This window comes from Acidovorax sp. 93, from assembly GCF_003633835.1.
GTDB lineage: Bacteria > Pseudomonadota > Gammaproteobacteria > Burkholderiales > Burkholderiaceae_C > Acidovorax > Acidovorax facilis.
The window spans coordinates 3,613,121-3,626,436 of sequence record NZ_RBIT01000001.1; the positions used below are offsets into that span (position 1 = coordinate 3,613,121).

The window sequence follows — 13,316 nt, forward strand, 5'->3', positions numbered from 1 at the left end:
TTGGGTTCCTGGTTGGGGCGTTGCGCAACACCGCAGGGGGCGCGCAAGGCCACGGGAAGGGGGTTTACTGGATGCGGATCCAGGTTTGCGTGCGGCCAAACGGGCCGATGGAGCCCCGCACTTCGAGCTTCTTTCCGCCCTCGACGGGGGTCATGCGCAGGGTGTAGTTGCGGCCGTTCTCGGGGTCGAGAATCTTGCCGCCTTCCCACACCTCTTTGCCGTCAGCCTTCTTGGCACCCCGGATGATCTCCAGGCCCAAGATGGGCTTGCCCTTGCGGTCATCCGAGCATTCGTCGCAGACATCGTCGGGCTTGGCGTCTTTGGACAGGCGCTTTTCCAGCGCCCCGTTCAAAACGCCGCCGCCGATGTCGCGGATGCGGATTTCGGCCTTGGCCTCGCCGGTCTTGTCGTCGATGTTGCGCCACAGGCCTTCGGGCGTCGCCTGCGCCCAGACGGGTGCCGCAGACGCTACAAAAACAATAGCTGCTACCGCTTTATACATAGGCGCTCCGTGCCAAAAAAGCTTGAAATCCGCAGGTCTACCGATCAGGCCAGGGCCAGATCCGTGTCCATCAGCACCTTGCTGCCAGCACGGGCGGTGCGCATCAGCGTGGCGGTTTCAGGGAACAGCTTGGCAAAGTAGAAGCGCGCGGTCTGCAGCTTGGCGCCGTAGAACGGGTCGGTGTTGCCAGCGGCGATCTCGCGCAGGGCGACCTGGGCCATGCGGGCGAACAGGTAGCCGAACACCAGGTGACCGGCCACGCGCAGGTAGTCCACGGCGGCGGCGCCCACTTCGTCGGGGTTCTGCATGCCCTTGAAGCCGATCTCGGTAGTGAACTTGGTCATCTGGTCGCCCAGCATGGCCACGGGGTTGATGAACTCGGCCATCTTCTCGTTCACGCCTTCTTCTTCCACCAGCTTGCCGATCAGCTTGCCCAGCTTCTTGAGCGTGGCGCCGTTGTTGCCCAGCACCTTGCGGCCCAGCAGGTCGAGCGACTGGATGGTGTTGGTGCCTTCGTAGATCATGTTGATGCGGTTGTCCCGCACGTACTGCTCCATGCCCCACTCCTTGATGAAGCCGTGGCCGCCGAAGACCTGCATGCAGGCGTTGGTGGAGATGTGGCCGTTGTCGGTGATGAAGGCCTTCACGATGGGGGTGAGCAGCGCCACCATCTCTTCGGATTCGGCACGCACCTTTTCATCGGGGTGGCTGTGCACCTTGTCCAGCAGCAGCGTGCAGAAGATCTGCAGCGCGCGGCCGCCTTCGGCGTACGCCTTGGCGGTGAGCAGCATCTTGCGCACGTCGGGGTGCACGATGATGGGGTCGGCTTCCTTGTCCTTGGCCTTCACGCCCGAGAGGCTGCGCATCTGGATGCGGTCCTTGGCGTAGGCCAGTGCATTCTGGTAGGCCACTTCGGTCAGGCCCAGCGACTGGTTGCCCACGCCCAGGCGCGCGGCGTTCATCATCACGAACATGGCGGCCAGGCCCTTGTTGGGCTCGCCCACCATGGTGCCGATGGCGCCGTCGATGGCGATCTGCGCCGTGGCGTTGCCGTGGATGCCCATCTTGTGCTCCAGGCCCGTGCAGTAGATGGGGTTGCGCTCGCCCAGCGAACCATCGGCGTTCACCTTGAACTTGGGCACGACAAACAGGCTGATGCCCTTGCTGCCCTTGGGCGCATCGGGCAGGCGGGCCAGCACCAGGTGCACGATGTTCTCGGTGAAATCATGCTCGCCGGCGCTGATGAAGATCTTGTTGCCGGTGATCTTGTAGGTGCCGTCGGCCTGGGGCTCGGCCTTGGTGCGCAGCAGGCCCAGGTCGGTGCCGCAATGGGGTTCGGTCAGGCACATGGTGCCGGTCCACTCGCCGCTGGTCAGCTTGGGCAGGTAGATCTTCTTTTGTTCTTCGGTGCCGTGGGCGTGCAGGGCTTCGTAGGCGCCGTGCGACAGGCCGGGGTACATCGTCCAGGCCTGGTTGGCCGAGTTCATCATCTCGTACAGGCACTGGTTGAGCACAAAGGGCAGGCCCTGGCCGCCGTAGGCGGGGTCGCAGGAGAGGGCCGCCCAGCCGCCTTCGACGTACTTGGCGTAGGCGTCCTTGAAGCCCGATGGGGGCTTCACTTCGTGCGTTGCCTTGTCGAGCACACAGCCTTCGGTGTCGCCGCTGATGTTCAGCGGGAAGGTCACCTCGGCGGCGAACTTGCCGGCTTCTTCGATCACGGCGTTGATGGTGTCCACATCCACCTCGGCGTGGGGCGGCATTGCCTTGAATTCTTCGCTGACCTTGAGCACTTCGTGCATGACGAATTGCATGTCGCGCAGGGGCGGCGTGTAGGTAGGCATCGGTTTACTCCTTGGAGGTGGTGGTTTGGTTGGAAACTTTGCGCCGCTTGGCAACAGCAGCAACGGGTGCTGCTTCTGCGCTGGCGCCTGGTTGTGTGGCGCTGTAGCGCGCCAGGATGTTGTGAAAGCCCTGCACCGCCCGGGCCATGGAGCCCGGGGTCTGCAGGAAGCGTGCTTCGTAGTGCAGCGCGAGGATGAGGCCGTGGATCTCGAACAGCATCTGCTCGGCATTGGTGTCCGCGCGCAGCTCGCCCAGGCCCTTGCACTGCTCGATGGCGCGGCGCATGGCGGCGTGCCAGGTCAGCACCGAGCTGGCCAGCGCGTCACGCACGGGGCCGGTGCGGTCATCAAATTCGACCGCACCGCTGATGTAGATGCAGCCCGAATCGATTTCGATGGAGGTGCGCTTCATCCAGTTGTCGAACATGGCGCTGAGCCGGGCCAGGCCACGCGGCGCGGACATGGCGGGGTAGAACACTTCCTGCTCGAAACGCGTGTGGTATTCACGAACCACGGAGATCTGCAGCTCTTCGCGAGAGCCAAAATGGGCAAACACGCCCGACTTACTCATGCCCGTGACGTCGGCCAACGCCCCAATGGACAGGCCTTCCAGCCCGATGTGCGTGGCCAGGCCCAGCGCTGCCTCGACGATGGCCGCCTTGGTTTGCTGGCCTTTTTGCAGGGCGCGGCCGGTACCGCTGCGAGCGCGCGGGATGCGGGTGACCTGGCTGGATGAAGAGGTGGCGGACATGCGGGCAAATAAAAACGAACGTTCGTTCTATTCTGCAGCAAATTCTCCGCCCGACCAAAACCCCCGGAAAAAATAGGGAGGCCCACCCAAACCATTCGTTGCGGCGGTGCCACCCTCTGCCCCACCCCACCCCATCGCTTCCGCCCCCGCCACAGGGCCGCCCACGGCAGGCGGCACCCAGGCGGTGGTATCAGAGAATCAGCGCCAGGCTGGCTTCCAGATGTTCCGACGGCAGGCGCTTGAAACCCGAGCGCGCGTAGCGTTGCAGGCGCCCCACGGCAAACGCCGTGAGCACGCTAGCCGCGACCTGGGCATCCACAGTGGGCGTGGCAGAGCCCGCCACCGCAGGGCGCAGGCACTGGCGCAGGGTGGATTCGATGCGGTCAAAAAACTGGTTCATGCGCTGCTGCAGGCGCTCGTGCTCAAACACCAGGGCATCGCCCACCATCACGCGCACCATGCCGGGGTTGCGCTCGCCAAACTGCAGTAGCAACGCCACGATGCGCGCAGCCTGGCGCGTGCCCACTTCGGCAGACTGGTCCGGATCGGGTACATCGCGGCCGGTAATCTGCTGGACCAGGGTGAACACGGTCTGCTCGATGAAGTCGATCAACCCTTCGAACATCTGCGCCTTGCTGGCGAAGTGGCGGTACAACGCGGCCTCGCTGACAGAAAGACGCGCCGCCAACGCGGCGGTGGTGATGCGCTCTGCCCCGGGTTGCTCGAGCATGGCCGCCAGCGCTTGCAGGATCTGTACGCGCCGCTCACCCGGCTTGGGCCGTTTGCGCGCAGCCGGAGTTTCGCCCCCGTCGTCGGTACTGGCTGGCTCGGGTAGGGGCGAAAGTTCAGACATGCAGGAACAAGGGCTGGGGTAAGGCCATGCGGCCAAGGGCACACTGCGCCGGGTTCACATGCCAGGTGGGCATGCACCGGCCTGCGGCAGGGCGTAAATCATGTGTGGAAATGATTCTCGCACAGGCCCTGGGGCGGCCCCATGGGCACGGGCGAGAGCAGCTACCGCTACGCCGATTTACAGCGGAAACACCACAGTCACCAGCAGGCCGTGCCCCAGCGGGCCGGTGCCCAGCGTGAGGGCAGCGCGGTGCACGCGCGCAATTTCGTCGGCAATGGCAAGCCCAAGCCCCGTGCCCTCGCCCACCGTACCGGGCACCCGGTAAAAACGCTGCATGACGCGCCCTCGCTCGGCATCGGGCACGCCAGGCCCATCGTCTTCCACCTCGATGAACACACGTGGCGGCCCTGCGCGCCCTTGGCGCATGCCACAGCGTATGGTCACAATGCCGCCCGCCGGGGTGTACTTGATGGCGTTGTCCACCAGGTTGGACAACAACTCGCGCAGCAACCAGCCATGGCCGGTGACATGCACGGGCTGGACTTCCAGCCCCAGGTCCAGCCCCTTGCCGGTGGCTGGGTCGAGAAAGGTCTCCAGCAGGGTTTCGCACAGGTCCTTGAGGTCTACACGCTGGGGCGGCTGCGCGTCCAGGCTGCGCGCATCGGCGCGCGACAGTGCCAGCAGCTGGTGGGCAAGCTGCGAAGTGCGGCGCGTGGCATTGCGCAGCTTCTCGATCTGGTCAACTCCTAAAACAATAGCACCTTTCGCTTGCCCATCATGCGCTAGCGGCAATTTTCCCTCAAAATTTGACAAGGACACCCGGGGTGGTGCCGCCGCCTTGGCCATCATGGCCCAGGCTTCGACCTGTGCCTGCAGGCCCGCCAGCGGGGTGCGCAGCTGGTGCGCCGCATCGGCCACAAAGCGGCGCTGCCCTTCCGCCTGCGCATTGACCAGTGCAAACAGGCGGTTGAGCGAGTGCACGAGCGGGCGCACCTCGGCGGGCGACGAGGCTTCGTCGATAGGGCTCAGGTCACGCGGCGAACGGTGTTCCACCGCTTCGGCCAAGTCCACCAGCGGTTTGAAGGCCCGGCCCACAGCCCAGTGGATGGCCAGCGCGGCGGCGGCCACCAGCACCAGGTTGGGCAGCAGCACCCGCAGCAGGAGCTGCTGCGCCCATTGCTGGCGCGGGTCAGACCCGTCGGCCAGCGCCACCACCAGTTCGCCAGCACCGGTGCGACCACGCTGCACCGCCACCCTATAGGTCACCCCGCCAAACTCAACGCTGTGGAATTCGGGCGCATGGGTGGTGGGCACGGCACTGTGCACCCAGTCGTCGCCCAGCAGCAGGCGTCCAGAGATGTCGCGCACGCTGTAACCCGCAAACCCGGTGTTCTGGCGCAGAAAGTCTTCGACCGGAGGCGCCAGCAGCAGCAAGGGCGGCTCGTGGTCACGGATCGACGGGGCCAGCACCGAATCTGCCAGTGCGGGCAACAGCCGCAGCAGGCGCTGGTCGTGCCGCCCGGCGGCCTCGTCGGCCGAGCGGTAGTCGAGCCATACGCCCACCAAGGCCAGCGCGCACAAAGGCAGCACCAGCAAGATCAGCAGCCGATTGCGCAGGTCGGAGGTCATGGCACGCAGGCCGGGCCGTGGGGAAGGGATGGCTCGGTCCGGCGGCGTCATCATGATCCTTACCGACGGCTTCAGCCCGGCCGGTTCCGCTCAGGCGGCCTGGAGTTCAAGCCGATAGCCGAACCCACGGATCGAACGCAGCGCCACGCCATGCGGCTCCAGTTTGCCACGCAGCCGGGAGACGTAGACCTCCACCGCGTTGGGCGTGATCTCCTTGTCCCAACCCGTCAGAGCCTGCAGAAGCTTGTCCTTGCTGGCAGGCTTGGGGGCATTGATGAGCAGGTACTCCAGCACAGTCCATTCACGCGGACCGAGCTCAATGACCTGCTCCCCGTCCCCGGTACGGATGCTGGCGCGACGGCCAGCCGTGTCCAGCTCCAGCGGACCAAAGCTCAACACCGCTGTGGTCGCGGCCTGCGAGCGGCGCAGCAGGGCGCGCAGGCGTGCCAGCAGTTCAGGCAACTCGAAGGGCTTGACCATGTAGTCGTCAGCCCCGAGGTCCAGCCCCTGCACGCGGTCGTGCAGTGCATCGCGCGCGGTGAGGATCAGCACCGGCAGGGCGGGGCTTGCCATATCAGGGCGGCGCAGGCGGCGGGTGAGTTCCAGCCCATCCATGGCCGGCAGGCCGATATCGATGATGGCCGCGTCGAACGACTCGGTGCGCAGCACCTCTTCGGCGCGCTCACCGCTTCCGACCCAATCCACGGCGTACCCCGCGTCGGTCAACCCCAGCTTGATGCCGCTGGCAACCATCACATCGTCTTCGACCAGCAAGAGTCGCATATCAACCCACTTGTTCGCTGTGCATAGCCGCATGCCCGATAGGCTGGCGCAGCCTCATCCGGCGGCCGCCGCGCAAGGACAGCCAATACCCTGTGCTGGCGCTGGCGACGTCACCCACCCCGCGAAGCGAAAGAAGGGAGAAGGCGAGAAGCGACTCAGAGGGATGGACCATTTCAATGGCTACGAATCATGGTCCCGTAGGCCTGGTCGGTCAGGATTTCGAGCAGCATGGCGTGCGGCACACGCCCATCAATGATGTGCACTGCGTTCACGCCGGCCTTGGCAGCATCCAGCGCTCCCGCAATCTTGGGCAGCATGCCGCCAGAGATGGTGCCGTCGGCAAACAGCGCATCGATCTCGCGGGCCGTCAGGTCTGTGAGCAGATTGCCCGCCTTGTCCAGCACGCCGGGCGTGTTGGTCAACAGCATCAGTTTTTCAGCTTGCAGCACCGTGGCCAGCTTGCTGGCGACCACGTCGGCGTTGATGTTGTAGCTCTCGTTGTTCTCACCAAAGCCGATGGGGCTGATGACGGGGATGAAGGCGTCGTCCTGCAGCGCCTTGACCACACTCGGATCGATGGAGACGATGTCTCCCACCTGCCCCACATCGTGCTCGATGGACGGGTTCTTGTTGTCCACCATCTTGAGCTTCTGCGCACGGATCATGCCGCCGTCGCGCCCCGTCAGGCCCACGGCCTTGCCGCCGGCCTGGTTGATCAGGCCCACGATGTCCTGCTGCACCTCGCCGGCCAGCACCCACTCGACCACTTCCATGGTCTCAGCATCGGTCACGCGCATGCCCTGGATGAACTCGCCCTTCTTGCCCAGGCGGTTCAGCGCCGTCTCAATCTGAGGTCCGCCGCCGTGCACGACCACGGGATTCATGCCCACGAGCTTGAGCAGCACCACGTCCTCGGCAAAGTCGGCCTGCAGCGCGGGGTCGGTCATGGCGTTGCCGCCATATTTGATGACCATGGTCTTGCCATGGAACTTGCGGATGTAAGGCAGCGCCTGGGCCAGGATTTCAGCCTTGTCGCGCGGGGCAATCGAAAGAAGGTCGGTCATGGAGGCGGGCCATCCAGAGAAAACGGTAAGGCGCAAATTGTGCCGCATTCGCGCGGCGCGCTGGGTTTGCCAGCACACCCGCCGTCAGTGGCGCAACCAGTTGGGTACCTTGAAACGCACAATGGCCAGGTAGGCCATCACATAGCTGATGACGAACAGGCCGCAAAACGCCATCAGCAGTGGGGTATTGCTCCAGAACAGTACCGCAGGCACCACCGTCAGCAAGGTGAAGCCCCACAGGTAGGGGGATGTGCGGTTATTGCGCATCAACACCCTGCGCGATTCATCGTCATGGAAGACACCCCGAACAATGCGACGGTAAATCAATTGGTGAAAGTGCAGCGCATCGGCCACGCCGGGGGAAACGCCCCGCACGGTCTTGCGGTAAATCGAGAAGATCGTTTCCCAGACGGGGTAGATCAACAAAAGCATGGGGAACCAGGGCGAAACATCGGCGTTGCGCTGCACCAGGGAAATGCTGGCCAGGGCAATCACGCCGCCCCACACGTAGGCACCGCCATCTCCCGCGAACAGCATGCCGCGCGGGTAGTTCCAGACCAGAAACCCTCCCGTCGCCGCCGCCGTGGACACCAACAGCGCCGCCAGCGCACGGTCCCCCACCTGCAGGGCCACATGGGCCAGCGCCAGACAGACGATCAGAGCCACCATGCCCGCCAGGCCGTTGTAGCCATCAATGATGTTGAACGCATGGGGAAGTCCCGCAACCGCCAGAACAACCACCGCAACGCCCAGCCAGGGAGCAGCGGCCAGCAAAGAATCCAGCCAGGGCCACCCCATGCGCGGCAAGGTCAGATCCAGCAGGATCACCGCCAGAGCGCCGGATGCACCGGTCAGGCTCAACCGGTAACGCACGGACAGGCGCTGGGTCATGTCCTCCGCAATGCCGCCCAGCGCGGCGGGCAGCAAGGCCACCAGCCAGCCCCCCACCCAAGCTCCGAGCTTCAGCGAGCCGGGATCACCCCAATGGGTAGATTGAAGAACACCAAGGCCCCAACTGCACCCAATGCCCAGCAGCAATGCGGCCCCCCCAAGCGGGGAACGTCCCCCAGATGAAAGCGTTGAGGCATGCCGTTGCCGTACACGGAAGCGTGGCTGTGCATCCACCGCACGATGAACCCTGCCGCCAACGCTGCAACGATGAATGCCACCACAGATAACCAGATCATGAGCGGCCGATGGTACCCGCACTCGGTCCCAGTGCCTGTAAGAAAGCGCTATCCACGCAGCCCCATCCCAGCGGGCTGGGGCTGTTGGCATGCTGCAAGGACGCCATGTGGGCAGCCCCTGGCAAGACGCCACCACGAAGGTCCGAGCCTGAATCAGGCCGTCCCCCCGACAACCCCGAGGGGGCCATGGAGAGGTTCATGCGGTCAGAACCCGGGGCCACTACCGAAGCAAGCCACGGTAAAAACGCATCACCTTTTCCACGTACTGCTGTGTTTCGGGATACGGAGGGATGCGCCGACCATACTTGATCACGGCACCTTCCCCGGCGTTGTACGCCGCCAGCGCCAGTTCCTTGTCGCCATCGAACATACGCAGCAGATCGGCCAGGTAGCGGGTGCCAATCTGCGCATTCACTTTGGGTTCCATCGCGGCATGCTCTCCGTCTGACGAAGGGCGCGCTGCAACCCCATAACGCTCAGCCGTTGCCGGCATGACCTGCATCAGCCCCAACGCACCTTTGCGCGAAACGGCTTTCACATTGAAGGCCGACTCTGCTGCCGCGACGGCAATCACAAATGCGGGGTCCAGCGACTGCGCCACCGCCGCCGCTTCCAGGTGCTGCTTGACGTCGTCATAGCCCGGAAACTGCAGTGCAGAGGGGCTGCGATCCTTGCCCTTCACCACCGAGGCGGGAGGCACACGGCTGAGCCAGATCACACCCCGCGTAGCCGCCGAAGGAGGCACATTGCCGATGTGGGTTACGCCCTCCCCATCCACAAACTCCCACACCTGGTTCGCCCAGGAGGACGGCAACCATCCCCCAACCAGAAAAACCAAGAGCATGACACCACGCATGACCGTCCCAAGCGATGGGAGATCGCGCTCGTCAGACTCCTTCCAAAACAGACTCATGGTTCTCATTTGACCTCGCGCCCTTCGCGAAAGAAACTTTTCAGCCCAGCACCGACCCGTTGAAACCAGGAGGCCGCTGCCTCGGGCTCAGGCTCCGGCCATGCCTCCCCCCGCCTTGAACGGATCAGCCGGGCGGGCATACCTGCAGCCACCATGCCCGCCGGCACATCCTGTCGTACCAGCGCCCCGGCTGCCACGACCGCGCCACGGCCAATCGTCACGCCCTCTAGAACAATCGCGCCCGCACCGATCCAGGCGCCGTCTTCCACAACGATTCTTGCCCGGGTGATTCGGTTGCGCGCAATCACCACATCCCCCCCATCGATGGCATGGCCGGCAGACAGCAGCTTGGCATGGGGGCCAATCAGGACATCCTCACCAATCTCCAGGCCACCTTCACCCGACAGGTAGCCTCCCACATTGACGATAGTACGGGCTCCGATGCGGATACCCACGCAGGGATCTGCTACCACATCGCCCAGCACCAGCCGTGTCTGGGCATAGATACTGACCCCGTCGGCTAGGCACAAGACATCGGAGCGCTGGCCGAAACGCATGACCGAGACGGACGGGTCGATCCGACATTCGGCGCCCATGCGATCCACACCTGCGTGTGACGCCGTGAAAGCAGGAATTCCCAGCAGCATGTCCGTCATGTTCACCGGCTGTGATGCGAGCCCATGAGCCTGCGCCAACGGCTGCGCCATGCGCGATCGTTCAGTTCCGCCGTCCTGGCCTGCAACGCTATTTGCGTGGTCGCAAGCTCAGACTCCACCAGTGTCTTTTCGGATCGCAGCGAACCCACCTCTGTGCGCAACTCATTGATCTCTTGCTGGAGTTTCCCAATGAGGTCCTTGGCTTCCGCAAAGGCCTTCTGGTGCTCCAGCAACGAAGCTCGTTCGCGCTGGTGCAGCACCGTCAGTGCTTGCAACTCGTCGCGCAAGCTTTCCGCCATGCCCCGAGCCTCTTTCAGCTCCCACGTTGGGGCATCCACAGAAGGCGTGACCACCACCATCCACTGGTAGACGTCAAAGTCCTGCCACCCAGCCAACAACGCCTGGCGCTGGTCGCCCGACAGGGCGCTCCAGTAGCCGGCGAATTCGCTGCATTCAACGGGTACCCTATTGGCTTCCCAGACCCGGGGAGCCCATCCGCAGTCCAGCAACATCTTCTCCATGCTGCGTTTGGTAAAGAAACGGACATGGGTCCTGTCCAGTTGGCCCTTGTCGGAATAGTCAAAGATGCCGCTTCGCATAGAAGCCAGAACCCCGGCATAGGCGATGTTCGGAACGGAAATCAGTAGACAGCCCATGGGAGCGACCAACTCACTCAACCGCTGCAGCACATCCTCGGGCTTTCTGAGGTGTTCCAGCACATCACACGCCATCACCGTATCAAACTGCCGACCCTTGAGCGCATCCAGCCAGTCGGTGTTGTCCAGATTTCCAGGGATGACCTCCACGTCCAGTGTCTTGAGCACTTCCAGCGCCTCGGGGTCGTTTTCCACCACCGTGACGCGATAGCCCCGAGCCAGGAGAACACGGGTCATGGCGCCAGGGCCCGGCCCAAGCTCCAGAACCGAGCCGCCACCTGGTGGCACGCGGCGCAGCAACCGAGCAGCCCACTCCTCACCATTCGGGTCGAATGCGTAGTCGTATCGCTCAATATTGGTCATGCATTTCCCTCCGCCTTTGGCGCCGGTTCGGGCTGCCACATCTGATCCCACAATCCCCACTGCCACCATGCCCAAGGCCGGGCCAGAACATCCTGCTCCAGCCGCTGGATGACTCTATCGATCGCCTGCCTGGGATTTTCCGGCAATGGCTCGACGACAACCTCCAGATGGTCAGGGCGTCGGGAATAAGTCACAGCATGCAGCAGCGGAACGCCCGTGGATTGCGCCAGACGCTCAATACCTGTGGGCAGACTCAGGTTTCCGCCCAGAAAAGGGTTGCCACGCAAACGGCCAAACTCGGGTCGCCATGCATCAGCCAGAATCACCCACGCTTGCCCCGCCCGCAGGCTTTCATGCACCGGGCGCAGCCCTTCACTCGTGGTGTGCCATTTTCCACCGGTCACCTCGGTATAGCCTTGAATTTTTCGCAGCAAAAAACGGCGCTGCGCAGCCTCAAGCTCCGGGTTGTCCAAGACCGGCATGGTCAGAACATTGGTGGCGACACCCTCCCTCGCCAAAGCAACCGGGGCCGTCAGAAGCCGGTCATAGTGATTGAGAACCAGTATGAAGCCCTTGCCTTGGCGAGCCAAGCCTTTGGCAAACTCGGCACCTTGCAGATCAATGGTCGGCCCTCCAGAACGGCCCAGGCGGCTGAAGGCCATGGCATCCACCATCTCCTGCGCTAACATGTCCAAGTGGGCGCGAGCCCATTGCGCATGCTGCCCCCCCGTGGCTTGCGGGAAGACCCGGACAAACAAGCTTTCGAGCCAGCGCAGCAGGTGCTCGCGCTCCGCAGCTGATTCCCGCCCTATCCGCCCGGCCAGCCGCCAGGGCAGGGTCGTAGGCAGCCGGGCAATGAAAGGGAATAGCAGGTCCAGAGACCAAGCTCGCGTCATTCCACCAGCACCCATTCGTGTTCCAGCCAGGCAACACCAAACTCCCGGTGCTTCTGGTTCAGCACGGTAAAGGGCTGGATAAGTTCCGCCATGTCCAGCACCTGGATACCTGAATCATCCAGGACATAGACGCTCCAGAGGTATTCACCCGACAGGAGCGGTAAGCGTGGGAACCTGGCGCGAATGCGGTGGCTGCCAGTGCCCTGCAGCGGCTTACCCTCGGCACGAAACTGCGTGCTCGTGCCAAAAACGTTGTCCTTGTCCGGGCGAACAATTGCAAACAACACATGAAACGGCGCGTCAGCATAGGACTCGATCTCGATCTCTACCGACAGATCCTGAAACGAATCCACCTGCGCAGGGTTGATGCCGTCCCCCGTTTCGATCGTCAGGCCTGCGATTTTTACCAGCGGTGCTCCCGACGAAGACGCCGCTGCGGGCTGCGCCGCTTCATCCTTTTTTGCAGCCTCATGGGCTTCGACGCGCAGGTGGGCATACCTGCGTCGCTCATGGGATTCGTAGGCGGTCACCACGTCCTCGGTCGCTCCGATCGCTTGCACGCGACCACCGTGTATCCATGCCGCCCGCTGACAGAGGCTTCGTACCTGATACAGGTTGTGGGAACAGAAAAGCACCGTGGCGCCTCGCTCACGAAGCTCCAGAATGCGATTTAGGCTCTTCTTCTGGAAATGCAGGTCACCCACGGAGAGCGCCTCATCCACGATCAATACATCCGGATCGATGGCCGTCGCAGCGGCAAAAGCCAGCCGCATGAACATGCCCGATGAGTAGGTCTTCACCGGCCGCTCCAGCGTCTCCTTGGTCAACTCCGAGAACGCAGTGGCACGGACAATGAAGTCCTCCATGGCGGTGCCCTCCAGCCCATGCAACGCGGCCATGAAGCGGATGTTGTCGTAGCCGGACTCCTCCGGGTGAAACCCCGCACCAAGCTCCAGCAACGCGGCAACGCGGCCTTCTTGAAACACCTGCCCACGGGTGGGACGGATGGTGCCTGCCGCGATTTTCAGCAAGGTGCTTTTGCCCGCACCGTTTTCACCGATGAGGCCAAACGTTTCGCCGGCCTGCACCTCAAAATCCACCCCGGTCAAAGCGACATGTATACGGTGGCGCTGCTTACGCGTCACCCACTCCCAAAGCCGGTCCTGCGGACGGCTGTAGACCATATAGGTCTTTTCAATGCCTTCAAAGCGGATCGTCATGG

At 63.5% G+C, this 13,316-nt stretch carries 12 protein-coding genes and 1 pseudogene; all 13 read right to left on the reverse strand.

Annotation, left to right across the window (positions count from 1 at the left end):
• Positions 1-64 precede the first annotated feature (64 nt).
• Complete coding sequence (locus tag C8C93_RS16410) at positions 65-502, reverse strand: DUF2147 domain-containing protein (RefSeq protein ID WP_121507599.1); 438 nt, start codon at positions 500-502, stop codon at positions 65-67.
• Positions 503-546: 44 nt separating this feature from the next.
• The gene (locus C8C93_RS16415; RefSeq protein ID WP_121507600.1) at positions 547-2,343 is read right to left on the reverse strand and encodes an acyl-CoA dehydrogenase C-terminal domain-containing protein; all 1,797 of its coding nucleotides are present in this window, start codon (positions 2,341-2,343) and stop codon (positions 547-549) included.
• A gap of 4 nt (positions 2,344-2,347) precedes the next feature.
• Positions 2,348-3,094 carry a TetR/AcrR family transcriptional regulator gene (locus tag C8C93_RS16420; RefSeq protein WP_121507601.1) on the reverse strand — a complete coding sequence of 249 codons (747 nt, stop codon included), beginning with the start codon at positions 3,092-3,094 and terminating at the stop codon, positions 2,348-2,350.
• Positions 3,095-3,284: 190 nt separating this feature from the next.
• On the reverse strand, positions 3,285-3,947 hold the full coding sequence (gene slmA / locus C8C93_RS16425) for a nucleoid occlusion factor SlmA (protein WP_121422251.1): 663 nt from the start codon (positions 3,945-3,947) through the stop codon (positions 3,285-3,287).
• 177 nt (positions 3,948-4,124) lie between these two features.
• Positions 4,125-5,576: a sensor histidine kinase gene (locus C8C93_RS16430; RefSeq protein WP_055396913.1), complete on the reverse strand. Its 1,452-nt coding sequence runs from the start codon at positions 5,574-5,576 to the stop codon at positions 4,125-4,127.
• Between the two features lie 90 nt (positions 5,577-5,666).
• Complete coding sequence (locus tag C8C93_RS16435; protein WP_055396780.1) at positions 5,667-6,359, reverse strand: response regulator transcription factor; 693 nt, start codon at positions 6,357-6,359, stop codon at positions 5,667-5,669.
• Between the two features lie 173 nt (positions 6,360-6,532).
• Positions 6,533-7,423: an acetylglutamate kinase gene (gene argB, locus C8C93_RS16440; RefSeq protein ID WP_055396782.1), complete on the reverse strand. Its 891-nt coding sequence runs from the start codon at positions 7,421-7,423 to the stop codon at positions 6,533-6,535.
• Positions 7,424-7,507: 84 nt separating this feature from the next.
• Positions 7,508-8,610 (reverse strand): annotated as a pseudogene (locus tag C8C93_RS16445) (glycosyltransferase family 4 protein).
• A gap of 220 nt (positions 8,611-8,830) precedes the next feature.
• On the reverse strand, positions 8,831-9,454 hold the full coding sequence (locus C8C93_RS16450) for a lytic transglycosylase domain-containing protein (protein WP_370109638.1): 624 nt from the start codon (positions 9,452-9,454) through the stop codon (positions 8,831-8,833).
• A gap of 74 nt (positions 9,455-9,528) precedes the next feature.
• A complete protein-coding gene (locus C8C93_RS16455; protein WP_228897400.1) occupies positions 9,529-10,179 on the reverse strand; it encodes a DapH/DapD/GlmU-related protein in 651 nt (216 codons plus the stop codon).
• 2 nt (positions 10,180-10,181) lie between these two features.
• Positions 10,182-11,198: a bifunctional 2-polyprenyl-6-hydroxyphenol methylase/3-demethylubiquinol 3-O-methyltransferase UbiG gene (locus tag C8C93_RS16460; protein ID WP_121507603.1), complete on the reverse strand. Its 1,017-nt coding sequence runs from the start codon at positions 11,196-11,198 to the stop codon at positions 10,182-10,184.
• Complete coding sequence (locus C8C93_RS16465; protein WP_121422247.1) at positions 11,195-12,109, reverse strand: hypothetical protein; 915 nt, start codon at positions 12,107-12,109, stop codon at positions 11,195-11,197. Before C8C93_RS16465 ends, C8C93_RS16460 begins: the two co-directional genes overlap by 4 nt.
• Positions 12,091-13,314, reverse strand: a complete 1,224-nt coding sequence (locus C8C93_RS16470) for an ABC transporter ATP-binding protein (RefSeq protein WP_121422246.1) — start codon at positions 13,312-13,314, stop codon at positions 12,091-12,093. The genes C8C93_RS16465 and C8C93_RS16470 overlap by 19 nt, the downstream gene beginning before the upstream one ends.
• Positions 13,315-13,316: the final 2 nt, after the last annotated feature.

Bases quoted from the DNA above. Each gene is read 5' to 3' on its own strand.
- C8C93_RS16410 (WP_121507599.1), bottom strand. From the start codon at position 502: ATGTATAAAGCGGTAGCAGCTATTGTTTTTGTAGCGTCTGCGGCACCC.
- C8C93_RS16415 (WP_121507600.1), bottom strand. From the start codon at position 2,343: ATGCCTACCTACACGCCGCCCCTGCGCGACATGCAATTCGTCATGCAC.
- C8C93_RS16420 (WP_121507601.1), bottom strand. From the start codon at position 3,094: ATGTCCGCCACCTCTTCATCCAGCCAGGTCACCCGCATCCCGCGCGCT.
- slmA (WP_121422251.1), bottom strand. From the start codon at position 3,947: ATGTCTGAACTTTCGCCCCTACCCGAGCCAGCCAGTACCGACGACGGG.
- C8C93_RS16430 (WP_055396913.1), bottom strand. From the start codon at position 5,576: ATGACCTCCGACCTGCGCAATCGGCTGCTGATCTTGCTGGTGCTGCCT.
- C8C93_RS16435 (WP_055396780.1), bottom strand. From the start codon at position 6,359: ATGCGACTCTTGCTGGTCGAAGACGATGTGATGGTTGCCAGCGGCATC.
- argB (WP_055396782.1), bottom strand. From the start codon at position 7,423: ATGACCGACCTTCTTTCGATTGCCCCGCGCGACAAGGCTGAAATCCTG.
- C8C93_RS16450 (WP_370109638.1), bottom strand. From the start codon at position 9,454: ATGCTCTTGGTTTTTCTGGTTGGGGGATGGTTGCCGTCCTCCTGGGCG.
- C8C93_RS16455 (WP_228897400.1), bottom strand. From the start codon at position 10,179: ATGACGGACATGCTGCTGGGAATTCCTGCTTTCACGGCGTCACACGCA.
- C8C93_RS16460 (WP_121507603.1), bottom strand. From the start codon at position 11,198: ATGACCAATATTGAGCGATACGACTACGCATTCGACCCGAATGGTGAG.
- C8C93_RS16465 (WP_121422247.1), bottom strand. From the start codon at position 12,109: ATGGGTGCTGGTGGAATGACGCGAGCTTGGTCTCTGGACCTGCTATTC.
- C8C93_RS16470 (WP_121422246.1), bottom strand. From the start codon at position 13,314: ATGACGATCCGCTTTGAAGGCATTGAAAAGACCTATATGGTCTACAGC.